A 25,071-nucleotide genomic window follows, 5' to 3' on the forward strand; every position below is an offset into this window, starting at 1 on the left:
GTTACGATTCAGGCTTATTTGCTACCACCCTGTACTTCTACAGGAGTGCCGTCAGTGAGGTTAATCTGACCGCTGGTGATTACGGTATCACCTTCGTTCAGGCCTCCCCGTATTTCCACCTGGTCACCGATGATCTGCCCGGCAATTACCTTACGTTTTTTGGCTACTTTACCTTCCATCACATATACTTCGTTGCTGCTTACACCACCTACAAAAGCAGTGCGGGTGATGAACATGGTTTTGCTGGCCTGCGGTGCTTCAAAATGGGCTGTTCCGTACATACCGGCTTTCAGTTCTTTATCTGCTACGTTGTTTACTTCCATTTCAACCGGATAGTTGAGGGAGTTGTCGCCTTTGGCGGCGATAAAGGTGATAGTACCTTCATAGCTGGCTTCCGGGAACACGTTGGAAGTAACTTTCACTTTCTGTCCTTTTTTCAGGGCAACTATCTGCGCTTCAGGCACGGCTACGGCCAGTTTGAGCCTGGATACATCTACGATGTCAAACATTTTGTTACCAGGAGAGAGGTAAGCACCCTGCTCAACATATTTTTTGTTGATGATACCAGAGATAGGCGCTTTCACGTAAGTATCGCTTACATGGCGGCCGGCGGCTTCATACCTGGTTTTAGCGATATCATACTGTAACCGTACATCATCTACCTGTTTCTGGGTAACACCACCTGTTTTGAAAGCGCTTTCATATCTTTCTTTATCTACTTTCAGCTGGTCGAGGTTGGCTTTTGCAGACGAAAGGTCTGTGCTAACGATCTGTCCGTCGATGTAGGCGATAGCCTGGCCTTGTTTTACCACGCTGCCTTCATCTACCAGGAGTTTGGTGATGCGGCCGGAAGTTTCCGCCAGGTAAGACAGTTCGCGGATAGGAGCGAAGTTGCCGTTGGCCAGGAAACCCTGGGTAAAATCGTTGGTAGATACATGTTGTACCAGTACTGGTACTGCGCCGTTATTGCTTTCTTTTACAAAATTTGTTTTGGCTTCATTGGCTTTTTTATTGGCGTTAAGCTTCCACATGATCAGCACCACTGCACCTACTGTTACTAAGCCCCAGATAATAAACTTTTTCATCTGCAAAAATAGTTTGTGTGTTTATATCCGCCACAGTTGCGGTCTATCGTAATATTCGTTTGTATGTTTAGTTCAGCAGGTCTTTCAGACTGCCTTTGCTTTTAATGATATCCAGTTCTGCCATTTTATATTGCAGCAGTGCTTCGTTGTAGCTGTTCTGGGCATCAGTAAGGGAAGTTTCTGCGTTCAGCAGGTCTGTCAGGTTGGCGAGGCCGAGTTTGTAGTTATTCTGGGTAGAATAGTACACTTCGTTGGCCAGGTCCACGTTTTCCTTTTGTGTATGGATGGTAGACAGATTGGTGCGTACCTGCAGTTTGGCGTTTTCGTATTCGGTGTTCAGACCGAGTGCGATTTCTTCCTTCTGTTTGTTGAGCTGACGCAGCGCAACGTTGGCCTGGCTTACTTTTGAGCGGCGGCCGAAACCATCGAAGATGGGTATACGAAGTGACAGACCTATGGAAGCTGCACCGTACCAGAAAGTAGAATTAGCCGGATCTTTGGCAAACAGAAACTGCTGGCTCATACCGTTATAGGAATAACGGCCAAAGGCAGAAAGAACCGGGAAGTATGCTGCCTGGTAGGCCTTTTTCTGAAGCTCCTGCAGTTGTTCCTGTTTCTGAATGAGTTTGAACTCAGTCCTGTTGTCCAGGTTCATATCATCGTATTGCAATACGCCTGCGGCTTTGTTTTCGATATCTTTCAGTGATGCTGATGGAATAGTAAAGCTGGACTGTAAAGGCATACCCATAACACGTTTCAGGTTGTTAGTCTGCGTAGCTGATGCGTTGAGCAGCTGGGTGCGCTGGGTTTTATAGTTTGTCAGATTTACCTTGATACGGTCCAGGTCTATTTTTTTAGCGAGGCCGTTATCGAATTGTGACTGAGTGGTATTCACCAGCTGGGTCAGCTTTTCGATATTACTGTTGATGGTCGTGATTTTTTCCTGTGTTACCAGCAGCTGATAATAGAGCTGAGACACGTTATAGATCACTTCTTCAGTAGATTTCTGTGTTTGCAGGGAATAATACTCTTCGCCTGCTTTGGCGGCTTTCAGACCAGTGAAAACAGATTTGTTGAAGATCTGTTGTTCCAGTTCAGCACCTACACCAGCGCTATACTGAGTACCAAAAGTAATGGTCACGGAGCTGTCTGCAGGTTTACCCAAAGCAGTACCGGGGATGAGTGACTTTGCCAGTTTCAGGTTATCAGTGTAAGAGGCACTGGCATTGACCTGGGGAAGCGCCTGGGAGCGGACTTCCTGGGTTTTGAATTTACCCATTTCCTCTTCCATTTTTGTTCTGGAGAGTTGGTGGTTGTTACTCAGTGCAAACTTCAGCGCTTCCTGCAAAGTCAGTGGCGCCTGGGCGTAGGCATGATATCCCCCTATCCCCATTAAGAGGATAAGCGTTAACTTTAATCGCTTCATACGTTAATGTTATTCTTCTTCTTTGATTTGCAAATACTGGTTTACCAGCTTATGGCCTTTGATAGTGGCAATTCCCAGTATAAAGTGAGCGGTGACCTGTTCCATTACTACCGGCATTTCAAATTTGTCTGCCGGGTACTGAAGCTGGTCAAAAGCGGCATCCAGCTGCAGCTGGCGCATGCGCGCTATAATATCCAGATCAAGGTTCTGCCGGTATAGGCCTTCCGACATTCCCCTTTTCAGATTTTCTGTGATGCCATACAGGATACAATTGCGCTGGAAGCTTTCAATTTTGTTCCAGGTATCCGGATGGTATTTCTGTATTTCAAACAGCATAACCGGGTTAAACGATCTGGCCATGCTGGTGATGTATTTCATATTACGGACCAGTTCATCGATAGCATTTTCAGCATTAGTCTGTGTTTCCTGAAAAGCGGCGCTGTGGCCGTTTATCATCTGCTCCATGCCCTCGTTGATGAGCGACTGTTTATCAGAGAAATGCTCATAAACAGTTTTTTTGGACATGCCGCAGTCACGGGCAATATCAAACATGGTCACTCCTTTTACGCCGTATGTTCTGAACAGCCTTAATGCCACCTCTAAAATTCTTTCCCTCGCTACCATGATCTTTTATTTATGCCTTCATCGCTTTTATGAATATGTCGATTAACATTTTTTGTTTTTCAATCACGTGTTCAAACGTTTTTTCGTCCAGGTCTGCGTCATTGGTAAAATGGTCCGGAACGGAGAAACGCAGCCCTACCAGTGCTTGTACCATCAGTTCTGATGTTTGTGCTGCATCGGCTACGTTGAATTCACCGGAGGCAATACCAGCTTTGATGATTTCTGTACATACACCGATCTCTATCAGCTTGGCCCTTTTAACACCTTCCTGAAAAGAGGAGGCTCCGTCGTGCTGTATCTTAAAGATCTCCAGACGGCAAAACTTACTGATGAAAACCTTTTTGACATCTATTAAATCATATAAAGCCTGGGCAGCCGACTGGATGTTCTCTGTCACTTTGGCCATCTCTGTAAAATATGCTTCCGCAATTTTCTCCAGTACAGCCAGGTGCATAGCCTTCTTGTCCGGGAAATAATAATATAAAGATGCCTTGGAGCAGTGGAGATCATCTGCGATCTCGTTCATCGTGGTCTTGGCAGCGCCATAATGTGTAAAACGCCTCAGAGCCGCTTCCAGGATCTTGTCCCTCATTTCGTCTTTATTCTCTGCATGCATTAACTTTCTGACTTTTTTAGTTTCAAGGTCAAAATTAGGAAGTTTTTTCAAAATAGTAGAGCTGGTTGACTATTTAACAGGTATTTAACTTTCTGATGACAAAAGTCAAAAAGTCAATCATAGCTCACTAGATAATTACATAATCATGATAATAATAGCTATTAAATTATTGAAATTCAATGTTATTTAAAAGTATTAATAATAAAATATGATCACCCAGCGATTGTTTTAGTGAGAGATTTTTGTTGGGATGATCATCTTCTTATCAAACAATTAACAAGGGAGATTGATCGGATAAATAGGAGAGGAGACTTTTCAGCACTACTGGCAAAAGCTGTTATAATAAGAAGCCAGGGGATACATCAGATACCTTTCAAGGCGCTACAGGAACCGAAAGTATCCGTAGTACTCACGGCTGGAATAGATCTTTGGGGATGTTGCTGGAGGCTCACCAGCCTTGAGACATAAACAAGATACCTCTTGTTAAAGCAGAAAGTCTCTGTGATACGCACAGATTGGGGATAAACCAGATGGTTTGGGGACTGCCGGAGCAAAAGCGCCCTGGCGCTCACCAGCGTGGAGGATTAAACCAGATCGCCAGTGAAAAAATATGGGGCAAAAAAAGGCCCGGGGATCGCCCGGGCCTGTATGATTATTTTAATTTTTCGAGAGCGGATTTGAGCTTTTCGAACATTTCGGGAATCTCCTGTTTCACGCAGGTACCAACGCTGAGGCGGTACCATGGGGAGTTTTTGGAGGAGCCGAAAGCGTAGAAAGGCACCAGGGCCAGCTTAGCTTCATTCAGGATGTAGGAAGTTACCGCAGCCTGGTCCTGGAGTATAGTACCGTCGGCAGTGGTTTTACCTACCAGGTCCAGCTTCACGGTGAGGTAGATGGCAGCCTGTGGAGCGATGGCCTCTACAGCATGACCGGCCTTTTTCAGGTTGTCGAAGCCTTCGTAGATTTTCACCAGTCTTTCTTCAATTTCTGCTTTGAAGTGCTGGAGGTATTTATTCACATTTTCTTTCTGTACCAGGTAGCGTGCGGCGGCTTTCTGTTCTGCCATAGGGCTCCAGGCACCTACGTGAGACAGGATGGCTTTCATTTTACCGATCACATGGGCAGGACCCAGCGCCCAACCAACTCTTACGCCGGTAGCGGCAAAAGCCTTACTCATACCGTCGATGAAGATGGTATAGTCTTTCAGTTCAGGACGCAGCATTACCGGGTTGTAGTGGTGTGTTTCACCAAAAGTCAATACCCAGTACATCTGGTCAAACATGATGAAGAGCGGTTTTTCGTTGGCACCCCTGCTTTTGTTTTCAGCGATAACCAAGTCACAGATCTCTTCCAGCTGTTGTTTGTGGAAAGCGGTACCAGTAGGGTTTTGCGGAGAACAAAGTGCCAGGAGGGTAGCACCTTTCAGCAGCGGTTTCAGTTCAGCTGCAGTAGGCATAAAGTCATTTTCCGCTTTTGTTTCCAGCACCACGTGTTCTGCTTCCAGGAAGTGGGTGTAGTGGTTGTTGTTCCAGGAGGGAGTAGCATAAACTACTTTTTCTCCACGATCAACGATAGTTCTGAAGGTAGCGTAAATGATAGGACGTCCGCCGCAGGAGATCACAATTTCTTTGGCCGGATCATAGGTCAGCCCTTCCCGTTCTGCTATAAAATCACCTACCGCAGTTCTCAGCTCGGCGACACCATCGGCCGGCGGATAGTTGGTCAGGTGTTCCTTATAGGCAGTTATGATTTCCTGTTCAAATTCAACCGGAATAGGGAACACCTTCGGGTCAAAATCGCCGATGGTGAAGTTGTAGATCTTCTCGCCCTTGGCCTGTTTCTCCTTGACTTCAGCTGCTAACTTGATGATTTCTGATCCAATCAATGTTTCGGCTAAATGAGACAGTTTCATAACCTGCTATTTTTTGTTGGTTTTAGAATAATTTTTCAGCGCGGCAAAAGTAACCGATTTGAACATAATTTAAAAGAAATGCCCCCTTCTTTTTGTATCCATCAATATCAACCACTCATTATTGCAATTTATCTAATCAAACTGCATAAATATTGCTTTCCATCTAGCATTATTTTAATTTTAAATATGTATTCCATAGCGGAGATCTTGTGCAAAACCGATTATATTTAGTGTATAAGATGTGATGAAATTAGGGAGAATAACAAAACTTCCTATCTTTGTTTACAGTACATTTACACCTTTTTAGGGGTGCCATGTGAGTGGACAGGCAGATGGGCACATCTCCCCCAACAACTAAGAATGACAAGCAAACTAATATAGACAGACCATGAAATTTATTGTTTCTTCCTCTACTTTATTAAAACAATTACAACAGATCAGTGGTGTTATCAATTCCAATACAGTCCTGCCAATTCTGGAGGATTTCCTGTTCCTGATTGATAAAAATGAGCTGACCGTAGTTGCAACTGATCTTGAAACCGTTATGCGGGTGAAGCTGGAGGTGGAAGCCAAAGAAAACGGACGGATCTGTATCCCGGCGAAAATTTTGATGGACTCCCTCAAAAATCTGCCCGATCAGCCCCTGACCTTCCACATTGATCTGAACTCCTACGCTGTAGAAATCACTTCAGACAATGGTAAGTACAAGGTAATGGGAGAAAATCCGGAAAACTTCCCCAAAGAACCAGCTGCTGATGAAACCACATCTTTTACCATGCCCTCTACCGGCCTGGTAACAGCTATCAACAAAACGCTCTTTGCCGTAAGTAACGACGACCTCCGTCCTGCTATGACAGGCGTTTTCTTCGAGCTGGGCACTGAACATCTCACCTTCGTGGCCACCGACGCCCACAGACTGGTGAAATATGTAAGAACAGACGTAAAATGCCCGCAGCCAGACAGCTTCATCGTTCCTAAAAAACCGCTGAACCTCCTGAAATCTGCCCTGCCGGACAACGATACTGAAATCAAGGTGTCTTATAGCCAGAACCACTTCTTCGTACAGCACGAAGGCGCCCAGATGATCTGCCGCCTCATCGATGCCCGTTTCCCTGACTATAAGGTAGTTATACCAAAAGACAACCCTTACCGCCTCACCGTGGTAAAAAGCGACTTCCAGAACGCCCTGAAACGTGTAGGCGTATTCGCTAACAAAAGCACCAACCAGGTAGCTCTCAATATCACCGGCACTGAACTGCAGCTCTCCGCCCAGGACGTAGACTTCTCCTTTGAAGGTAACGAACGTATGAACTGCCAGTACACCGGCGAGGATATGCAGATCGCCTTCAATGCCAAATTCCTCATCGAAATGCTCAACGCCGCAGAAGGGGATGAAGTAACTGTTGAACTGGCCACCGCTACCAAAGCAGGTATCCTCAAACCTTCCGAAAAAGAAGAAAATGAAGATCTGCTCATGCTGGTAATGCCACTGATGCTGAATAACTAAACTGTAAAAAAGTAACTTTTAGTCCCGCCTAAAGCAAACGGATATACTAAAAGTCACATGCTTATAGCTTAAAACTTATATATAAAGCAATCTCTTCCAAAGAGGTTGCTTTTTTCTTTGCCCATGGCGGAAAAGAGCGCTTATTTATTCCCCAAAATGTTGTAATTTTTAAGCGGAGTAAACAGAAAAACAGCTTATAGAAACGACAGTAGAAACAGTAATTGTATAGATTAGTTACTCCCGAATATCCACCCGTTAGAAATTGTTGCCGGCCCGAAAAAACCTCCAGTATGCATTAAAGCAGCGTTAAAGACAGTTCCGAATATATCTTACCAGTATATGGTAACATTTTTTGAAAATATTCCATCTTATTACCGTACCGCTATCCTGGTGGGCGGATTACTGTTACTGTGGATCACAGAAGGCCTGGTGCCCCGTTTCCACTTCCGTAACAACAAATACCGTCATGCCGGTACTAACCTGTTCTTTACACTCACCACCCTCGTCATCAACACCGCCTGCGCCTTCCTGATCGTCAAAGCCTCCCTGTGGACCAGCAGCTCCCATTTCGGACTCCTGTACTGGCTCCATCTCCCGCTATGGCTCCATACCATACTGGCCCTCCTGATGCTCGACCTGATCGGCGCTTACCTGATCCATCTCGTACAACATAAAGCCGCCTGGATGTGGCAGTTCCATAAAATACACCATATAGACACCCAGATTGACGCTACCACTGCGCTGCGCCATCACCCGGTGGAAAGTCTGTTCCGGGTAGCCGCCCTCTTTGCGGCCATCATCTCCATGGGAGTACCCTTCTGGATGGTAATGTTTTACCAGACCCTGTCCGCATTTATGTCGCAGTTCAATCATGCCAACATACGGCTGCCCAAAGTAATCGATAATATCCTCAGCTGGGTAATTGTATCACCCGATATGCATAAGGTGCATCATAGCCATTACCAGCCGGAAACGGATTCCAATTATGCCAATATTTTCTCTATATGGGATCGCCTTTTCGGCACATTTAAAGCAGTTCCGGATACCACCTCCATCCGTTACGGACTGGATGAATATACGGATAACCGTTACCAGGAAGTAGGACCATTGCTTAAAGTGCCCTGGGAACACCCTGTAACTGACAAAGACAAGGTAAGTGGAGTAAGCAGTAACCTATAATTGTACGATTTTCTTCATCTGTTTATTAAATCCGAAATATATATGCAACACTCAACCACACTCACAAAAACAACCTGCATTGCTGCACTGGTAATCGGCGTTATCGCCGCAGCATTTGCCTTTACCACCAAAACGCCTGCCTATGCCGCTACATCCGGCGCTGTTGCCGGCATAATCGGTCTTGTTTCCCTCTTTATCGGCAGAAAAAACATCGATGATATGCAGCTCGCCGCCGCCGGCATCTTCATGTCGGTAGTAGCCTGCCTCGTAGGACTCTGGCAGATTTACAACTAAGAAGTTTATTTGCTACGACGGTACCTGTCCGTATAGCCTTCAGCAGCTTTTATAGGAAACAATACCAACGATGTATCTGACAACTCCCTGATAATAGTGGTGTCCACAATGGCAGCGGTATCCTTTACCCCCTCCGAATGACTCCACAATAACAGTGTGTCGTTATTCAGCGCCCATTTTTCATATATCAGCGTGTACATGTTAATAGAACGGGCTGTCCCGTTATTACGCAGTTGAAAACCCTGCATTTCCTTATCCAGGCCCGCTACGGGCTGTATCCATTTCCCTATGAGCTTAGCTGCATCAATATGCAGTGTATCAGTTACAGCAGCGATGCTGTCGGTAACGCCGGCATTGCTGCTATCTGTTATAACTATCAGGCTGCTGTCATGAGCTACCTCTTCCGGTGCCCTGCCAGCCTTCTGCTTGCAGGCAATTAATAACAATAAAAATGGCAATAGTGACGGTAACTGTTTCCTTAGCATGAAACTAAATTACGAATTACCACTATATACAACCGCATATTTTTTGCCCGCTCCCAATCTCTATCTCTCACAGAAAAATAATATTCCCACTCCGTTATCATTTTTTCTTTTACTTTTACAATCACTTTAGGGGTGTTTATCCTGAATAAGGATAAGCTGAGATGATACCCTCAGTACCTGAAGCAGTTCATACTGCCGTAGGGAAAAGTAACTGAACTTTCTCATCTTCCACATCCTTAAAGTTTATTGTTTCACTTAAATTCCAACACGTATGGAAGTGCTTGTAAACAATAAACTTTATGCGGTGCAGCAAGGGATAACTATTGCTGCCCTATTACAGTTTATTCAACTCTCTGCTCAAAAAGGTATCGCTATCGCGGTCAACAACCAGGTGGTCCCCAAAAACAACTGGGACCAGCAACCATTACAACACGCCGATAGTATAACCATTATCCGCGCCACACAGGGCGGATAAAAACCGGTATTAATTTTCTTCGTTTACCCTTTTCCGTTATACCAAACGGAAGCGGAATTCCCATGTCCAAAAATTCTTACATCATGCAACAAAAACCCGCGGCCATCAGCCGTACTCCCTTCCCCGCTTCGGAAAAAATCTATGTGAGCGGAACTATCCATCCCGTAAAGGTGGCTATGAGAAAGATAACCTTAACGGATACACGCAGTAACGGCCGCAATGGCGACGCCATCCCTAATGAACCCGTGATCGTATACGATACCAGTGGCCCATACACCGATCCGACTATTGATATCGACGTTACCCGCGGATTACCCCGGCTGCGCGAATCATGGATCAGCAACAGGGGAGATGTGGAACAGCTGCAACAATACACCAGTCCCTACGTCAGACAACTGCAGCAACATGGCGATAACATGCCGCAAATGAGCATCAGCGCCAAACCACTCCGCGCACTTCCCGGGAAAAATGTAACACAGCTGTATTATGCACAACAGGGCATCATCACCCCTGAAATGGAATATATCGCCATCCGCGAAAATCAATACGCAGACAAACTCTTCCGGGAAAACAACCCACTCTGGCATCAGCATCCCGGCAATAGCATGGGAGCCCATATTCCCAAACTCATCACACCCGAATTTGTAAGACAGGAAGTGGCCGCCGGACGCGCTATCATACCCGCCAACATCAACCATCCGGAAAGTGAACCCATGATCATTGGCCGTAACTTTCTCGTAAAAATAAACGCCAACATTGGCAATTCCGCCGTCACCTCCAGCATAGAAGAAGAAGTGGAAAAAGCCGTATGGTCCTGCCGCTGGGGCACCGATACCATCATGGACCTCAGCACCGGCAAAAACATTCACGAAACAAGAGAGTGGATCATCCGCAATTCTCCTGTGCCCATCGGTACAGTTCCCATCTATCAAGCACTCGAAAAAGTGAACGGTAAAGCAGAAGACCTTACCTGGGAAATCTTCCGCGATACGCTTATTGAACAAGCAGAACAAGGTGTGGACTACTTCACCATTCATGCCGGCGTACTACTTCGCTATATACCGCTGACGGCTAAACGAACAACAGGCATAGTATCCCGTGGCGGCTCTATCATGGCTAAATGGTGCCTGGCTCACCACAAGGAAAACTTCCTTTATACACACTTCGAAGACATCTGTGAAATCATGAAAGCTCATGATGTTTCCTTCTCACTGGGTGATGGTCTTCGTCCGGGCAGCATCGCTGACGCCAATGATGCCGCGCAGTTTGCAGAACTCGAAACATTAGGAGAGCTCACCAAAATAGCCTGGAAACATCAGGTGCAGGTAATGATAGAAGGTCCGGGGCACGTGCCGATGCATCTCATCAAGGAAAACATGGACAAACAGCTGGAACACTGCCATGAAGCACCTTTCTACACACTTGGCCCTCTCACTACAGATATTGCTCCCGGCTACGATCATATCACTTCTGGTATAGGAGCCGCCATGATAGGCTGGTTTGGTACTGCCATGCTGTGTTATGTTACGCCCAAGGAACACCTGGGACTGCCCAATAAAGAAGATGTACGGCAAGGTGTTATCACCTACAAAATTGCGGCACATGCTGCTGATCTGGCCAAAGGCCATCCTGGTGCACAACACCGTGACAATGCCCTTAGCAAGGCCCGCTTCGAATTCCGCTGGGAAGATCAGTTCAACCTGTCCCTGGACCCGGAAACAGCTCGTTCTTTCCATGACGAAACCCTGCCTGCAGAAGGCGCCAAAATCGCCCATTTCTGCTCCATGTGCGGCCCTCACTTTTGCTCCATGAAAATTACCCAGGAAGTACGTGACTTCGCTGCCAAACAGGGCCTCGATGAAACAACAGCACTGGAAGCCGGCATGACAGAACAATCAAAAGCATTTGCAGAACAGGGTGGCGAAATATATCAATAAAAACACTTCCGCATGATCTGGATCATCACCTCACCAGAACGCATATACGAAGAAGAAAAAATAATCGCGGACCTGCTGCAGGCAGGAGCCCATCGTATCCTGCTACGCAAGCCAGGCTGGCAGCCGCGGGAATACATGGCTTTGCTGGACAAAACAGACCCGGCCTGTTATGCACGCATTATTGTCCGCGATAACTTCCAGGTATGTCAGCGGTTTCCGGTGGGGGGCCTCCACCTGAGTGGTAAAATACGGGAAAGCATGAACTGCAGAGAGTTACAGCTCTGTCTGCAACGCTACAGGAATTGCAGCACAGGTATCCATGATATGGCAGACATCACTTCCATGGCGCCACAGTTTACCACGCTGCTGTTAAGCCCCGTATTTGACAGTATATCCAAAGCGGGCTACAGTGGCCGTTTTGCGCAATCTCTTCCCGATAAAAAGGGAAGACAGGTGTTAGGCATGGGTGGCATTGATGCCAGCAACATCAGCAGGTTAAAAGACTGGCATTATGATGGCGCCGCCCTGCTGGGCGCTATCTGGCAACAACCGGAACAGGCGGTCAACAATTATCAGCGTATTCAGGCACAATGGAACAGCAACGACCATCCGTAATGAGCTTTGCAGGCCTCGACCCAAGCGGTGGGGCCGGCCTGCTGGCAGATATCAAAACATTTGAACAGCACCGTGTATACGGACTGGGCGTATGTACCGCCCTCACCGTACAAACAGCCAGCGACTTCATTTCGGTGGAGTGGTTGTCGCTGCCCTGTATCCTGGCGCAGGCCAACCCCTTGCTGACCACCAACAGCATCCACTATTGCAAAATCGGTATCATGGCTGATGTACACGGTATGCTGGAACTGGTGCGCACAGTCAAACACCTGTCACCCGGCATCCGTATCATCCTCGATCCGGTGCTCAAAGCCTCCGCCGGACATACTTTCCACGGAAGCATCCAGCACCAGGCCTGGCAGGAACTGCTATCTGAACTGTATCTCCTTACGCCGAATTATCACGAGGCCGGATTACTGGCTGGCATGACCGATGGAGAAGAAGCCGCACAACAGCTTGCAGGCCAGTGTGCCGTACTGCTGAAAGGAGGACATCATGAGGGCAAACCAGGCACAGACACACTTTACAGCGGAAACGACGTATATACGTTCCCGGCAGGGCATGGCCCGGTATATCCCAAACACGGCTCCGGCTGTGTGTTGTCTGCCGCCATTACCGCCTGTCTGGCACAGGGACAGTCATTACCGGATGCCTGTGCTAACGGAAAAGTATACACGGAAAAATTATTAGCAAGTCATGTTTCTCTAACAGGATACCATCACATATGATCAACAAACTGCATTATATCTCACAACAAACAGCTACCGGCAGCCATACCGACAATATCCTGGCTGCCTGCGATGCCGGCTGTAAATGGATACAGCTGCGTATCAAAAATGAAACGTACGAAAACATATTACCAGTAGCCATCGCCGCAAAAAAGATATGTGATCAATACCAGGCATCACTGATCATCAACGACTACCCACATATAGCGGTAGCAGTGGATGCCGCCGGTGTACACGTAGGTCAGAAAGACATGACCGTGGCCGAAGCCAGAGCCATTGCAGGCGCAGATAAGATCGTAGGCGGTACAGCCAACACTCTTGAAGATATACTTGTACACGTTAAAAACGGTGCCAGCTATATCGGGTTAGGTCCCTTCCGCTTCACCACCACCAAACAAAACCTCAGTCCTATACTGGGTTTGGAAGGATACCAGACTATTCTGCAATCACTCCGGCAGCAACAGATACAGATACCGATTGTTGCCATCGGTGGTATCCTGACCGATGATATACCGGCTATTCTGCAAACAGGTATTCACGGCATTGCCGTAAGTGGCCTGATCACACAGGCAGCAGCACGACAGCCGCTGGTACAGCATATTTATGACCTTTTAAATCAGCAATGATGATACAACCATTGACCATTGCAGGTAAAACCTTCACCTCGCGCCTGTTTACAGGTACCGGCAAATTTGCGTCCGCTGCGGTGATGGAAGAAGCCCTGCTTGCCTCCGGCACTCAACTGGTGACCGTAGCCCTTAAACGGGTAGATATACATCATAAAACAGACGATATACTTCCGCATCTGTCGCATCCGCATATACAGTTGTTACCTAACACTTCCGGCGTGCGTACAGCCAGAGAAGCCGTATATGCGGCCCAGTTAGCCCGGGAAGCCCTCGAAACCAACTGGGTGAAGCTGGAAATACATCCCGATCCCCGCTATCTGATGCCGGACCCTGTAGAAACCCTGCAGGCCGCGGCAGAACTGGTGAAGCTGGGGTTTGTGGTATTGCCTTATGTTCATGCTGATCCGGTATTGTGCAAACGTCTGGAAGAAGTGGGTACCGCCGCGGTGATGCCCCTGGGCGCTCCCATCGGTAGTAATAAAGGGCTGTGTACAGCCGATTTCCTTGAGATCATCATTGCACAAAGCAATGTGCCGGTAGTAGTAGATGCCGGCATCGGCGCACCCTCACATGCTGCCAGGGCTATGGAAATGGGAGCAGATGCAGTGCTGGTCAACACAGCGCTGGCCGTAACCAAAGAACCCGTAAAAATGGCCACTGCCTTTAAAGCAGCCGTAGAGGCCGGCCGTATGGCCTATGAAGCAGGACTGGCGCCGGTCAATGCAAGAGCTGTAGCTTCCAGCCCGCTGGTGGCCTTCCTCGATGAAGTATAACTTAAAAACAAGGTCATGTTTAAAAGCATATTTGAACAATACAGCTGGGATGAGGTAAAGGAAAGCATCTATGCTAAAACAGCGGCAGATGTGGAACAGGCCCTGCACAACCAGCGCCGCACACTCAACGATTTTGCGGCACTGATATCACCCGCAGCAGCGGCCTATCTGCAGCCAATGGCAGAAATAAGCCAACAGCGTACCTTACAACGCTTCGGCAATACTATGCAGCTGTATATTCCGCTGTATCTGTCCAACGAATGCCAGAATATCTGTACCTATTGCGGCTTTAGTCTCAACAACAAAATCCCCCGCAAAACACTCAGTAACGCGGAGATATTAAGAGAAACTGCCGTGATCAAGGAAATGGGGTACGACCATGTATTGCTGGTCACTGGTGAGGCACATCAGCAGGTGGGACTGGAATACTTTAAAAACGCGCTGCAATTGTTGCGTCCCCATTTTTCCAATATTTCCATGGAAGTACAACCGATGGATGAAGCTGACTATGCGGCACTTATCCCGCTGGGGCTGCATGCTGTACTGGTATACCAGGAAACCTACCATCAGGAAGACTACAGGAAACACCATCCCAAAGGCCGCAAATCATCCTTTGATTATCGCCTGGAAACACCCGACCGGCTGGGGCGTGCGGGCATTCATAAAATGGGGCTGGGTGTATTGATCGGCCTGGAAGACTGGCGTACAGACAGTTTCTTCACCGCCCTTCACCTGCAATACCTGGAAAAAACGTACTGGCAAACACGTTATAGTATCTCTTTTCCGCGTCTGCGGCCATTTTCCGGAGGGCTGGCCCCCAAAGTGGAAATGAACGACAGGGAGCTCGTACAGCTAATCTGTGCGTATCGTCTGTTTAATCAGGAAGTGGAGTTAAGCATTTCTACCAGAGAAAGGGAATCCTTCAGAGATCACATTATCCGGCTGGGTATTACGAGTATGAGTGCGGGCTCCCGCACCAACCCCGGCGGTTATGCTACGGATCATCAGTCACTGGAACAATTTGAAATATCGGATGAACGAAGTGCAGTAGCTATCGCACAGATGCTCAAACAGAAAGGATATGAGCCGGTATGGAAAGACTGGGATAAGGTATTTGGTTAAATAACAAAGGTGGCTATTATGGCCACCTTTGTCGTTTTCATAGCTGGTTAAAAAGCAATATTACAAGGTTGTAACTTCTCTCAATCAATTAAAGATAAGATGGTAAATGGTATAAAAAAGCCGGGCAATAAAAATGAACAAAATGAATAAAAATGCGTTAGCGTGAACAAAATCAGCTGTTTTTAAAAGCCAACTATCATCTGCTTCTCCTCTCTCTATCAGTACAGGATAAATAAAAAGGCTGCTTCACGATGAAGAAGCAGCCTTGTACCGAAAAATCCCGTAGTTGCCATATTACTTATAAAAATAAGTATGATTGGAATACCGCTTCTCAAAAGTAAATCGCTATTCCTGAACAACCGTATTCTGCTCCATTTTGAACAAAATGAACAGTTGGTGTTTTTTCTGCACAAAAAACCAACCACTAAGGGTTGGTTTAATATACTGTCTTCTGTACGTTTCTATAGGCATTAATGATATCATGGTCATTTTGTAGGAGTTTCTGCTGGTCTGCTATCAGCTCCCTTATTCGGTAAGGCATAGACGTTTCTGTTTTGAAAGCACTGTTATAGGCCCGTTGAGCAGCATCTTCACTATATTCACAAAAAGAAAGAATAGCATGGCGGTCTTGTCCGGTAAAAATTGTTTTAAGGTCCGTCCATGCATGGTATAACTTACCACAAGGTGTAGTGCCAGTACATTTTTCGGCACCTATGGCCAGCAGTTCGGCATTGAGCTCGTCAGCATAACGAACACTGTCATCAATCATACGCTGAAATAAAGCTTTCAGGTCTGCATCATCAGTTGCTCCAATAGCCTGCTGATATCCTTCTATCCGGTCGTTGTTAATCTTAACGAGGTCGCTTAGTATTTCTTTAAGCTGTTCCTGCTGTTGCATGATCAATACGTTTTATGATTAAAAAATAGCCTGCCGTAATATTACAGTGTCCCAAAAATGTGACCACTTTGCAAACTCTTTTTGTTACAATGCTTTCTGATAGCAGCGCTCCGCTCAGTCCGTCCTTTTTTTTCTCGTATGGTGGAATAGCTTCCACACCCTGAAAGTCCTGCAACAGCCCGCATATAGCTGTATTTAAGGCATTTAAGCGGGTTGGCATACATTTTAAATATTATTTGAAGAATAAATGCCTTAAAACATGAACAATCTCTTATATCTGATTGCAGTGATCCTCATAATAGGATGGGCATTGGGGTTCTTTGTATACTCCGCCGGCGCTTTAATACATTCCTTATTGATACTTGCCATTATTGCCATCCTGATCAATATAATAAGGGGAAGAGCAGTGTGAGCTTGCTATTGCCAATGAACTACATTTTTACAGATTGCGGGCACAACGTTGTCCGCAATTTTTTGTAGCCCCTTTTACTTAAATTGCCGTCATGAAAAAAATCCGTTTTTTCCTGCTGACGATTGCAACAGCAGCTATCACCAGCTGTGCCAGCACCCACAAAGTAACGACCGCTACCGCCAACAATTTCGGCCAGCTCCGCCTCATCGGCCAACAGATCATCCCGCATAACATGCCCTTCAAAGGCACCGTCACCGGCGGCCTGTCCGGGATAGACTACGATGCATCCCGGCAACAGTACTACATGATCTGCGACGACCGCTCCGAGCTGGCGCCTGCACGCTTCTATACGGCCAAACTGTATTTCACGGCGCAGTCATTCGACAGCGTTCGTTTTACCAACATGACCAGCCTCCTTCAAAAAGATGGCAGCACCTATCCGGGCGCAAAAGTAAATCCTGCTCTCACACCCGACCCGGAGGCCCTGCGCTACAATGCTAAAAAAGGCTGTCTTGTATGGAGCAGTGAAGGAGAACGTATCGTTAATGCCAGAGACACCATCCTCACCAATCCCGGCGTATATGAAATCTCACCCGATGGTCATTATCTTGATTCTTTCGCACTGCCACCCGCTTTCCGGATGCAGGCCACAGACAACGGTCCCCGCCGCAACGGCGTTTTCGAAGGCCTCGGCTTCACACCCGACTACCGTTATACCTTCGTCAGCCTGGAAGAACCACGCTATGAAGACGGTCCCAGAGCCGATGTAGGGGATACCACCGCTATCATCCGCATCATAAAATTTGACAACAATACCCGCCAGGCTATAGCTCAATACGCTTACCGGCTGGAACCCGTTGCCCATCCCGCTATCCCCGCCAACGCCTTCAAAGTGAACGGTATTTCCGATATCATGGTATTGTCCGAGCATCAGCTGTTGTCAATAGAACGGTCTTTTTCCTCCGGCGTAAAAAGCTGCACAATCAAAGTATTCCTCGTCAACATAGACCAGGCAACAGATGTCAGCCAGATCAACTCCCTGAAGACAGCCACCGGCGTAAAGACTGTTACCAAATCCTTACTTTTTGATTTTGCCACACTGGGGAAATATATTGATAATATTGAAGGCGTAACTTTCGGCCCCGTACTGCCCAATGGCCATAAAAGCCTGGTATTTGTAGCAGACAACAACTTTTCCGCAGCGGAAGAAAGTCAGTTTTTTGTGTTTGAGCTGGTACCCTGATATGCTGCCTTAACTAAATGACGCGCCTGGTTGTTATACGGGAAAACCCTACTGTATGAGATACTTCCTGATAATAACCGGGCTTGTACTGTTTGCATGCCGGCAACCCCACCACGCAGCCAAAACGCCTGGAAATACCGCCAGCACACGCCTGCCGCCACAATCCACCTGGATCAACTATACCGGTATCCTGCCTTGTGCTGACTGCAACGGTATCCTTACCACCCTGAGTCTTGAAGAACAAGGCCCCGGTGGAGGCCAGTTTTTTAAACTGAAAGAAGTTTACCAGGGAGTAAAAGGAAAAGACCAAACCTTCAACAGCGATGGTATTTATGTGATAATACCCGGCCCATCCGACAATCCGGATGCTGTCATTATCCAGCTCAACCCCGATAAGGACCAGAATCTGCAACGCTTTTACAAGAAAGTAGGGGAGAGCGAGCTACAACAACTCGACAAGGACAAACAACCCATTCAAAGCACGCTAAACTACAGCCTGAAGAAAACTGGTTAAACCCCGGCAACACTGGTTCCGATAATTTCAAAAAAGTCGCTTAAATTTAGCGTTACCAGTGACTTTTATCATCCAAATTTTATGACGCGTATTTTAGGCTGCCTGCTCGTTTTGCTGACTTTGTTGATGAATGTATTTGGAAAACCTCCACAGGATAGCTTGTTGAAGGAGTTGAACCGCAGCATCGAAAAAGCCCCTGTTTATGATGCCATGAAGGTAAAAGGTATAGACAGCATCAAACATACCCTTGCCAACACAGGTGCTGATCCTGCTACCCGGTACCGTATATACCAACAGCTTTATGAAGAATACAAGGTATTTAATTTTGACTCCGCCTTCGTATATGCCCGGCTGATGGAAAAGCTGGCAGGAGAGCTGCAGGACCCGCTGCGGCTTACCTACGCCCGCACCCGCATTGGTTTTATTCTGTTGTCATCGGGTATGTTTACTGAAACGTCCGCTTTTCTTAATAGTATAGACGTTACCGGTATGCCCGATAGCATCCGTACACAGGTTTATCTGATGAAAAGCCGGTTTTATTATGACCTGGCCGATTATAATCAGGACCGGTACTACTCGCCCGCCTATACGCACCAGGGCAGCGTATATATGGATTCCGCCCTGCACCTGATGTCGCCTTCTTCCTTTGAATATAAATACAATAAGGGGTTGCAGTTTTATAAAATGGGTAACCTTACCGGCGCCCGTAACAACTACCCCGATCTTAATCAGCCCGGGCTCAACTACCGGCAGCTGGCTGTGGCAGCCTGTACACTGGGATATATCTACCTTCATGCCCACCAGACCGATACAGCTATCGAACTGATGTACCGTTCAGCCATCGCCGATATCAAATCATCTACCAAGGAAACTATGGCCATGTATACCCTGGCCACCCTGCTTTTCGAAAAAGGTGATATCAAAAACGCTTCCCGCTTTATTGAAAAGGCCATCGCAGAAGCGGTATTTTATGGAGCAAGACAACGGAAAGTACAGGTTAGTAGTATTTTACCCATCATTGAGCAGGAAAGAATAAATACTGCGGAAGAAAGGACCAGGTCCTTGCTGATCTATGCAGCCATTGTAACGCTGTTGCTGATCGCAGTCATTATCCTGGCGGTTATCGTAACGCGGCAGGTCAGGAAACTGAAAACAGCCCAGGAAATCATCACCGCTGCTCATCTCAAACAACAGGAAATCAATAGTCAGCTACTCGAAGCCAACAAGATTAAAGAAGAATATGTTGGTTATTGCTTCAATATTACCGCTTCCTACATCAGCAAAATTGAAAAGATCAAACAGGCATTGGAGCAGAAACTGGCCGAAAACAAACCAGGAGAACTTAAATATCTGGTCAGCAATATTAATATCCGTCAGGAAAGGGAAGACCTTTTTACCAATTTTGACCGGGTATTTCTGAAGATATTCCCTCATTTCGTGGAAGAATTTAATACCCTGTTTGAAAAAGGCAACCAGGTAATGCTTAAGGAAAATGAATTACTAAATACCGATATCAGGATCTTCGCCCTCATTCGTATAGGCATCTCTGATAATGAAAAAATTGCCCGCATTCTGGAGTATTCTGTCAACACGATTTATGCTTATAAAACCAAAATCAAAAAACGGTCACTGGTCCCTAATGAGGAGTTCGAAGACCGGATTATGGCTATAAAAGCTCTCTGAAAACGCGTCGGAAAGGACTTAAAGTATCAATATATACAAAAAATATATATGTTTATATTAAATTGATTATCAGAATTATACATTTTCAAACTACTCAAAATAGCCTTTTATTTTCTATATTTACCTTGTATAAGTTGTTCACCTAAATATTGCTTTCTTACTTTGACAAACAGGAAGCGTAAAACCAAAATTTGAATTTAAACGCCAATTAGATGTAGGGCATTAAGCCACCCACGTAAAAACCATTTATTTCACTTGATCCACGTTGTTCAAAAATGTTGAGCGAGCCTCCACATGCAGCAACTACCTGTTTTATAATGTATTAAATCCACGGTAAAACCGGGCAGCTCTTTCACTGCTCAAAAAATCCACATTATGATGAAAACACGACTTTTCAGACATCTCCTCCTATGCTCACTCCTGCTGTTATTACAGGGGCTGGCCATGGCCCAGAACCGGACCGTGACAGGTAAGGTAACCGATGAAAAAGGCGCCGCTATCCCTGGCGCGTCCGTGCAGATCAAAGGCACTCAAAACGGTACCACCACAGACGTGGATGGTAACTTTAAAGTATCAGTAAGCCCTAATGCCACCACCCTGATCATTTCCTTTATCGGCCAGACAGCCCAGGAAATCAACATTGTCAACAAAACGAATGTAGCAGTAAAGCTGGTAGCCGAAAACACCACCCTCACCGATGTAGTGGTGGTAGGTTATGGTACCACCCGCAAAAAAGATATTACCGGCGCCATCTCACAGGTGAAAGCCGGCGAATTTAACCGCGGTATTACTACCGCCCCCGACCAGCTGATACAAGGTAAAGTATCAGGCCTGATGGTACTCAATAACAGCGGAGCCCCCGGCGCCTCTACTACAGTACGTATAAGGGGTGTATCTTCCGTAAGGTCAGGTAACCAGCCCCTGTATGTGGTAGACGGCGTTCCGCTGGATGGACGCGTAGCACGCCCCGCCATCAACGTTAGTGGACTGGGCCAGACTCCTGACGCTAACCCGCTCAACTTCATCAACTCCAACGATATAGCCTCCATGGATGTGCTGAAAGATGCCTCTGCCACCGCCATCTACGGTTCCCGCGGTGCCAACGGTGTCATCATCATCACCACTAAAAAAGGCACTCCCGGCGCCACCCGTCTGGATGTCAGCTACTCCGCCGGCGCCAGCAGCATTATGAAACAACTTCCGGTACTCAACGCAGATGAATACCGCGCCGCCCTCAAAACATACAATCAAACCGGCGGCGATTTTGGCGGTAGCTCCGATGGTATGAAATCTATCCTCCGCACCGGCATCACCCACAATATCAATGTCGCCATGAGTGGAGGTAATGAAACCGGCCGTTACAGAGCATCCTTCGGCGTAACTGATCAGGAAGGTATCATCAAAAAATCCGGCCTGAAAAAATATACCGCCACCCTCAATGGTCAGAATAAATTCCTCGAAAGCAAAAAACTCGGTATCGATTATAACATCATGGCGGCCCAAACAACCGAACAACTGGCCCCCATCACCAACGATGCCGGTTTTACCGGTAGCCTCATCGGTATGGCCCTTCAGTGGAACCCTACCATGAACATCAGAAATGCTGATGGCACCCTCAATATCCTCGACGAAGGCAAGTCTGTAAATCCGCTTGCCATGTCAGAAGCCTACGACGATAAAGTCAATATCAGCTATGTTCTTGCCAGTATCTCTCCCTATTATAAATTCAACGATAACTGGGAATACCGCGCACTCTACAGCATTAACCATCAGGTAGGCAAACGCGAATCACAGGTTGCTTCCTTTATCAACATCGCAGGTATCAACAAACAGGGACAGGCTTACTACGGTAATGCCGAACTGACTACTCAGTTGTTCAACAACACCCTGAGCTTCAACAAACAACTGACTTCTGCCTTCAACCTCAGCGCCATGGTAGGACAGGAGTACCAGAAATTTGATTACTCCGGTATGGGTCTGGGAGCTAACGGTTTCCCTACCTACGCCGTGAAATACACAGACATCCTGCAGGCTCCTTCACAGGCCAACACTTCCATCAGCTCCTTCCGTAATCCCAGCTCAGAGCTGCAGTCATTCTTCGGAAGGGTGACCCTCAACTTCTATGAAAAATATATCATCACCGGTACCATGAGAGCCGATGGCTCCAGCAAGTTCGGGTCTAACAACAAATATGGTTATTTCCCCTCTTTTGCCGCCAAATGGAACCTCACCGGTGAAGACTTCCTGAAACACAACCGTACTATCAATAACCTCGCACTGAGAGTAGGTTATGGTGCTACCGGTAACCAGGAATTTCCTGCCGGCGCAGCCCAGGAACAATACGGCCTGGGTGCTTCCGGAGCCGCCTCACTCACGAACGTGGCCAATCCCAACCTCAAATGGGAAACGTCCAAACAATTCAATGCAGGCGTAGACTTCACCCTGGTAAACAGCCGTATCTATGGAAACATCGACTACTTCTACAAAAATACCAGCAATCTGCTGTTCAACTTCCCCGCTATTCAACCAGCACCTGCTTCTACCTACTGGATCAATCTCCCTGGTAATGTGATCAACAAAGGCGTGGAAATATCCCTGAAAGGAGATATCATCCGTAAAAAAGATCTCTCCTGGACACTGGGAGTGAATGCCACCGCTCTGCGTAATGAGTTGAAAAATTATGATGGTCCTCCTGTGCTCACCGGCTCCATCAGCGGACAAGGTGTTTCTGGCGCCACCGCTCAACGACTCGCCAACGGTTATCCGCTCAATACCTTCTACGTACGTAAGTTCCAGGGCTTCGATGATAAAGGTCAGGGTATCTATGCCGATAATGGTAACACCTTGTACTATCTCACCAATCCCAACCCCAAAACCTTGCTGGGCGTGAATACAGAAGTGGTGTACAAAAAATGGATACTCGCAGCCAGCGGCCACGGTGCCTTCGGTCATCAGGTATATAACAACACCGCCAATACCGTACTGCCTATCGGCAACATCGGTTCCAGAAATATCGCCAAGGCACTGCTGGGCAACGGAGAAAACCTCTCCAATCCCATCACCGTATCTTCCCGCTATCTGGAAAACGGCAGCTTCTTCAAACTGGATAACGTCACCCTTACCTACAACATCGGTAATGTGGGCCGTGTCCTGAAAAATGCCTCCGTATATGCTACCGGCCAAAACCTCTTTGTGATCACCAGATACACTGGCTTCGATCCGGAAGTAAATACAGACAAAAATGTGAATGGCGTTACCTCCTTTGGTATTGAGTACTCACCCTATCCAACCGCCAGAACGGTGATGCTGGGTCTCCTGTTCTCTTTATAAACCATTCACACAAAAACTACTATCATGACTAAATATATTTTCCGATCCACTTTAGTAATCGCTTCAATAGTGGGCTTCCAGGCCTGTAGTCTGAATGAACAACTCGGCTCCACGCTCACCAAAAGCCAGGCCGACTCCGTGATCAAAGTACCCGCTCTGTTAAAAGGAGCTTACGACAACCTTCAGATGCCTTATCAGGACTTCAGTAACACCTGGGGCCTCTGTCAGATGAGCACCGATGAAACCGTAGGCCCCACCCGCGGCGGCGACTGGGACGACAACGGCGTATGGCGTGCCCTGCATGAACATACCTGGAACTCAGACCATGCCCACATTCAAAATGCATTCACCAATCTGCTGACCTTACAATTCAGTGCCACCAACGTACTGAATTTTAAACCCGATAAAAATCAGGCGGCCCAGGCCCGCTTTCTGCGCGCCCTCTCCATGTTCACCGTATTGGACCTCTGGGGCCAGGTACCTTTCAGAAACCCTTCAGATACCCTGTTGAACGCTCCCAGAGTAATGAAAGCGCAGGAAGCGCTTGACTTTATCATCGCGGAATTAAACGCTATACAGGGAGACCTGGGTACCCGTCCCGCTACCGCCGCCTATGTGGCCAACCAGGATGCCGTACGTTTCCTGCTGATGAAATGTTATCTCAACAAAGGAGCTTTTCTCAACAGAGCAGCCCCCACGTTTGATGCAGCCGACATGCAAAAGGTGATACAGCTGGCAGACCAGATCAAAGCCACCGGCGCCTATAACCTGGGCACCGACTACTTCGATAACTTCGCCCGTGACAATGATGTGAAATCAAAAGAAAACATCTTCACGCAGCAGAATGGCCCCGGCTTTAGCACCGTCCGCAATGGTAACGCCACCTACGCCCGCTGGAAATTTACCGTACACTATAACATGAACCCCAGCGGCTGGAATGGCTTTGCCACCCTGTCTGATTTCTACAATAAATTTGAAGCTTCAGACAGAAGAAGAGGCGGCGCATACACCGGACTTACTGACACCAGCGGTATGCTCGTAGGTTTCCTCATCGGCCAGCAATACGATGCACACCACAACCCGCTGAAAGACAGAAAGGATAATCCGCTGATCTTCACCCCGGATGTACAACTCAAAGAATCCGGTAACAATCTGGAAGTGACTGGTATCAGAGTAATCAAATACGTACCGGATTTTTACACTTCAGAGAAATCAAAAGATAACAATGAAGCCAGCAATGACTACGTCTTCTTCCGTTATGCGGATGTAGTATTGATGAAAGCAGAAGCATTACTTCGCACAGGAGATGCCGCCGGCGCACTGGCACTGGTAAATGAACTCAGAACAGCCCGCGGCGCCACCGCTCTGGGAACACTCGATCTCGCCACCCTCCTGGATGAAAGAGGCCGCGAACTGTACTGGGAAGGCTGGAGAAGACAGGATCTCATCCGCTTCGGCAAGTTCCTCACTCCATGGCAACTGAAACCAAACGATAACCCAAGGAACCTGTTGTTCCCTATCCCAACCAGCGATCTTGCTGTCAACAGAAATCTGACACAAAACCCCGGCTACTAAACCATACTC

23 protein-coding genes and 1 riboswitch are annotated in these 25,071 nt (G+C 47.1%); of the genes, 16 read left to right on the plus strand and 7 right to left on the minus strand.

Annotated features, from left to right (window positions below; genetic code table 11):
* Nucleotides 1–14: 14 nt before the first annotated feature.
* The 5 genes from DF182_RS12670 to DF182_RS12690 form a co-directional block, all read right to left on the minus strand.
* Nucleotides 15–1,085 carry an efflux RND transporter periplasmic adaptor subunit gene (locus DF182_RS12670; protein WP_113615971.1) on the minus strand — a complete coding sequence of 357 codons (1,071 nt, stop codon included), beginning with the start codon at nucleotides 1,083–1,085 and terminating at the stop codon, nucleotides 15–17.
* Between the two features lie 67 nt (nucleotides 1,086–1,152).
* A complete protein-coding gene (locus DF182_RS12675; protein WP_113615972.1) occupies nucleotides 1,153–2,511 on the minus strand; it encodes a TolC family protein in 1,359 nt (452 codons plus the stop codon).
* A 9-nt stretch (nucleotides 2,512–2,520) separates the two neighbouring features.
* Nucleotides 2,521–3,135, minus strand: coding sequence for a TetR/AcrR family transcriptional regulator (locus DF182_RS12680; protein ID WP_113615973.1), 615 nt, complete (start codon nucleotides 3,133–3,135; stop codon nucleotides 2,521–2,523).
* Nucleotides 3,136–3,145: 10 nt separating this feature from the next.
* On the minus strand, nucleotides 3,146–3,751 hold the full coding sequence (locus DF182_RS12685) for a TetR/AcrR family transcriptional regulator (RefSeq protein WP_113615974.1): 606 nt from the start codon (nucleotides 3,749–3,751) through the stop codon (nucleotides 3,146–3,148).
* A 652-nt stretch (nucleotides 3,752–4,403) separates the two neighbouring features.
* On the minus strand, nucleotides 4,404–5,663 hold the full coding sequence (locus tag DF182_RS12690; protein WP_113615975.1) for a pyridoxal phosphate-dependent aminotransferase: 1,260 nt from the start codon (nucleotides 5,661–5,663) through the stop codon (nucleotides 4,404–4,406).
* A gap of 388 nt (nucleotides 5,664–6,051) precedes the next feature.
* Here DF182_RS12690 and dnaN point away from each other — a divergent pair, with 388 nt between their 5' ends.
* The 3 genes from dnaN to DF182_RS12705 all read left to right on the plus strand — a co-directional run bounded on the left by dnaN (nucleotide 6,052) and on the right by DF182_RS12705 (nucleotide 8,643).
* Entirely contained in the window at nucleotides 6,052–7,170 is a 1,119-nt protein-coding gene (gene dnaN, locus DF182_RS12695) for a DNA polymerase III subunit beta (protein WP_113615976.1), read from the plus strand.
* A 339-nt stretch (nucleotides 7,171–7,509) separates the two neighbouring features.
* Nucleotides 7,510–8,349, plus strand: coding sequence for a sterol desaturase family protein (locus tag DF182_RS12700; RefSeq protein ID WP_113615977.1), 840 nt, complete (start codon nucleotides 7,510–7,512; stop codon nucleotides 8,347–8,349).
* Between the two features lie 42 nt (nucleotides 8,350–8,391).
* Nucleotides 8,392–8,643 (plus strand): hypothetical protein, encoded by a 252-nt coding sequence (locus DF182_RS12705; RefSeq protein ID WP_147243429.1) that lies wholly within the window; start codon nucleotides 8,392–8,394, stop codon nucleotides 8,641–8,643.
* A gap of 5 nt (nucleotides 8,644–8,648) precedes the next feature.
* Here DF182_RS12705 and DF182_RS12710 read toward each other — a convergent pair whose 3' ends face one another.
* The gene (locus DF182_RS12710; protein ID WP_113615979.1) at nucleotides 8,649–9,128 is read right to left on the minus strand and encodes a lipocalin-like domain-containing protein; all 480 of its coding nucleotides are present in this window, start codon (nucleotides 9,126–9,128) and stop codon (nucleotides 8,649–8,651) included.
* A gap of 118 nt (nucleotides 9,129–9,246) precedes the next feature.
* Nucleotides 9,247–9,349, plus strand: a riboswitch (TPP riboswitch).
* A gap of 50 nt (nucleotides 9,350–9,399) precedes the next feature.
* Between DF182_RS12710 and thiS the strand changes: the two genes are divergently transcribed.
* The 7 genes from thiS (at nucleotide 9,400) to thiH (ending at nucleotide 15,407) form a co-directional block, all read left to right on the plus strand.
* The gene (thiS, locus tag DF182_RS12715) at nucleotides 9,400–9,603 is read left to right on the plus strand and encodes a sulfur carrier protein ThiS (RefSeq protein ID WP_113615980.1); all 204 of its coding nucleotides are present in this window, start codon (nucleotides 9,400–9,402) and stop codon (nucleotides 9,601–9,603) included.
* A gap of 83 nt (nucleotides 9,604–9,686) precedes the next feature.
* Complete coding sequence (gene thiC, locus DF182_RS12720; protein WP_113615981.1) at nucleotides 9,687–11,540, plus strand: phosphomethylpyrimidine synthase ThiC; 1,854 nt, start codon at nucleotides 9,687–9,689, stop codon at nucleotides 11,538–11,540.
* Between the two features lie 12 nt (nucleotides 11,541–11,552).
* Nucleotides 11,553–12,155, plus strand: a complete 603-nt coding sequence (locus DF182_RS12725; protein WP_113615982.1) for a thiamine phosphate synthase — start codon at nucleotides 11,553–11,555, stop codon at nucleotides 12,153–12,155.
* Entirely contained in the window at nucleotides 12,131–12,883 is a 753-nt protein-coding gene (locus tag DF182_RS12730) for a hydroxymethylpyrimidine/phosphomethylpyrimidine kinase (RefSeq protein WP_113615983.1), read from the plus strand. The genes DF182_RS12725 and DF182_RS12730 overlap by 25 nt, the downstream gene beginning before the upstream one ends.
* The gene (locus tag DF182_RS12735; RefSeq protein ID WP_113615984.1) at nucleotides 12,880–13,509 is read left to right on the plus strand and encodes a thiamine phosphate synthase; all 630 of its coding nucleotides are present in this window, start codon (nucleotides 12,880–12,882) and stop codon (nucleotides 13,507–13,509) included. Before DF182_RS12730 ends, DF182_RS12735 begins: the two co-directional genes overlap by 4 nt.
* Nucleotides 13,509–14,285, plus strand: a complete 777-nt coding sequence (locus DF182_RS12740) for a thiazole synthase (protein WP_113615985.1) — start codon at nucleotides 13,509–13,511, stop codon at nucleotides 14,283–14,285. The genes DF182_RS12735 and DF182_RS12740 overlap by 1 nt, the downstream gene beginning before the upstream one ends.
* Nucleotides 14,286–14,300: 15 nt before the next feature.
* Nucleotides 14,301–15,407, plus strand: a complete 1,107-nt coding sequence (gene thiH, locus DF182_RS12745) for a 2-iminoacetate synthase ThiH (RefSeq protein ID WP_113615986.1) — start codon at nucleotides 14,301–14,303, stop codon at nucleotides 15,405–15,407.
* 436 nt (nucleotides 15,408–15,843) lie between these two features.
* Here the strand turns inward: thiH and DF182_RS12750 are convergent, their stop codons facing one another.
* The gene (locus DF182_RS12750; RefSeq protein ID WP_113615987.1) at nucleotides 15,844–16,305 is read right to left on the minus strand and encodes a ferritin-like domain-containing protein; all 462 of its coding nucleotides are present in this window, start codon (nucleotides 16,303–16,305) and stop codon (nucleotides 15,844–15,846) included.
* 259 nt (nucleotides 16,306–16,564) lie between these two features.
* Here DF182_RS12750 and DF182_RS12760 point away from each other — a divergent pair, with 259 nt between their 5' ends.
* From DF182_RS12760 to DF182_RS12785, 6 genes are all read left to right on the plus strand, one after another.
* Entirely contained in the window at nucleotides 16,565–16,717 is a 153-nt protein-coding gene (locus DF182_RS12760; protein WP_113615989.1) for a lmo0937 family membrane protein, read from the plus strand.
* 91 nt (nucleotides 16,718–16,808) lie between these two features.
* Nucleotides 16,809–17,960, plus strand: a complete 1,152-nt coding sequence (locus DF182_RS12765) for an esterase-like activity of phytase family protein (RefSeq protein WP_113615990.1) — start codon at nucleotides 16,809–16,811, stop codon at nucleotides 17,958–17,960.
* A 55-nt stretch (nucleotides 17,961–18,015) separates the two neighbouring features.
* Nucleotides 18,016–18,474, plus strand: a complete 459-nt coding sequence (locus tag DF182_RS12770; protein ID WP_113615991.1) for a copper resistance protein NlpE — start codon at nucleotides 18,016–18,018, stop codon at nucleotides 18,472–18,474.
* Nucleotides 18,475–18,555: 81 nt separating this feature from the next.
* The gene (locus DF182_RS12775; protein WP_113615992.1) at nucleotides 18,556–20,157 is read left to right on the plus strand and encodes a DUF6377 domain-containing protein; all 1,602 of its coding nucleotides are present in this window, start codon (nucleotides 18,556–18,558) and stop codon (nucleotides 20,155–20,157) included.
* A 375-nt stretch (nucleotides 20,158–20,532) separates the two neighbouring features.
* Entirely contained in the window at nucleotides 20,533–23,487 is a 2,955-nt protein-coding gene (locus tag DF182_RS12780; protein ID WP_245957428.1) for a SusC/RagA family TonB-linked outer membrane protein, read from the plus strand.
* A 24-nt stretch (nucleotides 23,488–23,511) separates the two neighbouring features.
* Nucleotides 23,512–25,062 carry a RagB/SusD family nutrient uptake outer membrane protein gene (locus DF182_RS12785; RefSeq protein WP_113615993.1) on the plus strand — a complete coding sequence of 517 codons (1,551 nt, stop codon included), beginning with the start codon at nucleotides 23,512–23,514 and terminating at the stop codon, nucleotides 25,060–25,062.
* Nucleotides 25,063–25,071: the final 9 nt, after the last annotated feature.

It is taken from the genome of Chitinophaga flava (assembly GCF_003308995.1).
Taxonomy (GTDB): Bacteria; Bacteroidota; Bacteroidia; order Chitinophagales; family Chitinophagaceae; genus Chitinophaga; species Chitinophaga flava.

What these genes read in the sequence shown, in the direction of transcription:
- DF182_RS12670 (WP_113615971.1), bottom strand. Translation starts at nt 1,085, where the DNA reads ATGAAAAAGTTTATTATCTGGGGCTTAGTAACAGTAGGTGCAGTGGTG.
- DF182_RS12675 (WP_113615972.1), bottom strand. Translation starts at nt 2,511, where the DNA reads ATGAAGCGATTAAAGTTAACGCTTATCCTCTTAATGGGGATAGGGGGA.
- DF182_RS12680 (WP_113615973.1), bottom strand. Translation starts at nt 3,135, where the DNA reads ATGGTAGCGAGGGAAAGAATTTTAGAGGTGGCATTAAGGCTGTTCAGA.
- DF182_RS12685 (WP_113615974.1), bottom strand. Translation starts at nt 3,751, where the DNA reads ATGCATGCAGAGAATAAAGACGAAATGAGGGACAAGATCCTGGAAGCG.
- DF182_RS12690 (WP_113615975.1), bottom strand. Translation starts at nt 5,663, where the DNA reads ATGAAACTGTCTCATTTAGCCGAAACATTGATTGGATCAGAAATCATC.
- dnaN (WP_113615976.1), top strand. Translation starts at nt 6,052, where the DNA reads ATGAAATTTATTGTTTCTTCCTCTACTTTATTAAAACAATTACAACAG.
- DF182_RS12700 (WP_113615977.1), top strand. Translation starts at nt 7,510, where the DNA reads ATGGTAACATTTTTTGAAAATATTCCATCTTATTACCGTACCGCTATC.
- DF182_RS12705 (WP_147243429.1), top strand. Translation starts at nt 8,392, where the DNA reads ATGCAACACTCAACCACACTCACAAAAACAACCTGCATTGCTGCACTG.
- DF182_RS12710 (WP_113615979.1), bottom strand. Translation starts at nt 9,128, where the DNA reads ATGCTAAGGAAACAGTTACCGTCACTATTGCCATTTTTATTGTTATTA.
- thiS (WP_113615980.1), top strand. Translation starts at nt 9,400, where the DNA reads ATGGAAGTGCTTGTAAACAATAAACTTTATGCGGTGCAGCAAGGGATA.
- thiC (WP_113615981.1), top strand. Translation starts at nt 9,687, where the DNA reads ATGCAACAAAAACCCGCGGCCATCAGCCGTACTCCCTTCCCCGCTTCG.
- DF182_RS12725 (WP_113615982.1), top strand. Translation starts at nt 11,553, where the DNA reads ATGATCTGGATCATCACCTCACCAGAACGCATATACGAAGAAGAAAAA.
- DF182_RS12730 (WP_113615983.1), top strand. Translation starts at nt 12,131, where the DNA reads ATGGAACAGCAACGACCATCCGTAATGAGCTTTGCAGGCCTCGACCCA.
- DF182_RS12735 (WP_113615984.1), top strand. Translation starts at nt 12,880, where the DNA reads ATGATCAACAAACTGCATTATATCTCACAACAAACAGCTACCGGCAGC.
- DF182_RS12740 (WP_113615985.1), top strand. Translation starts at nt 13,509, where the DNA reads ATGATACAACCATTGACCATTGCAGGTAAAACCTTCACCTCGCGCCTG.
- thiH (WP_113615986.1), top strand. Translation starts at nt 14,301, where the DNA reads ATGTTTAAAAGCATATTTGAACAATACAGCTGGGATGAGGTAAAGGAA.
- DF182_RS12750 (WP_113615987.1), bottom strand. Translation starts at nt 16,305, where the DNA reads ATGCAACAGCAGGAACAGCTTAAAGAAATACTAAGCGACCTCGTTAAG.
- DF182_RS12760 (WP_113615989.1), top strand. Translation starts at nt 16,565, where the DNA reads ATGAACAATCTCTTATATCTGATTGCAGTGATCCTCATAATAGGATGG.
- DF182_RS12765 (WP_113615990.1), top strand. Translation starts at nt 16,809, where the DNA reads ATGAAAAAAATCCGTTTTTTCCTGCTGACGATTGCAACAGCAGCTATC.
- DF182_RS12770 (WP_113615991.1), top strand. Translation starts at nt 18,016, where the DNA reads ATGAGATACTTCCTGATAATAACCGGGCTTGTACTGTTTGCATGCCGG.
- DF182_RS12775 (WP_113615992.1), top strand. Translation starts at nt 18,556, where the DNA reads ATGACGCGTATTTTAGGCTGCCTGCTCGTTTTGCTGACTTTGTTGATG.
- DF182_RS12780 (WP_245957428.1), top strand. Translation starts at nt 20,533, where the DNA reads ATGATGAAAACACGACTTTTCAGACATCTCCTCCTATGCTCACTCCTG.
- DF182_RS12785 (WP_113615993.1), top strand. Translation starts at nt 23,512, where the DNA reads ATGACTAAATATATTTTCCGATCCACTTTAGTAATCGCTTCAATAGTG.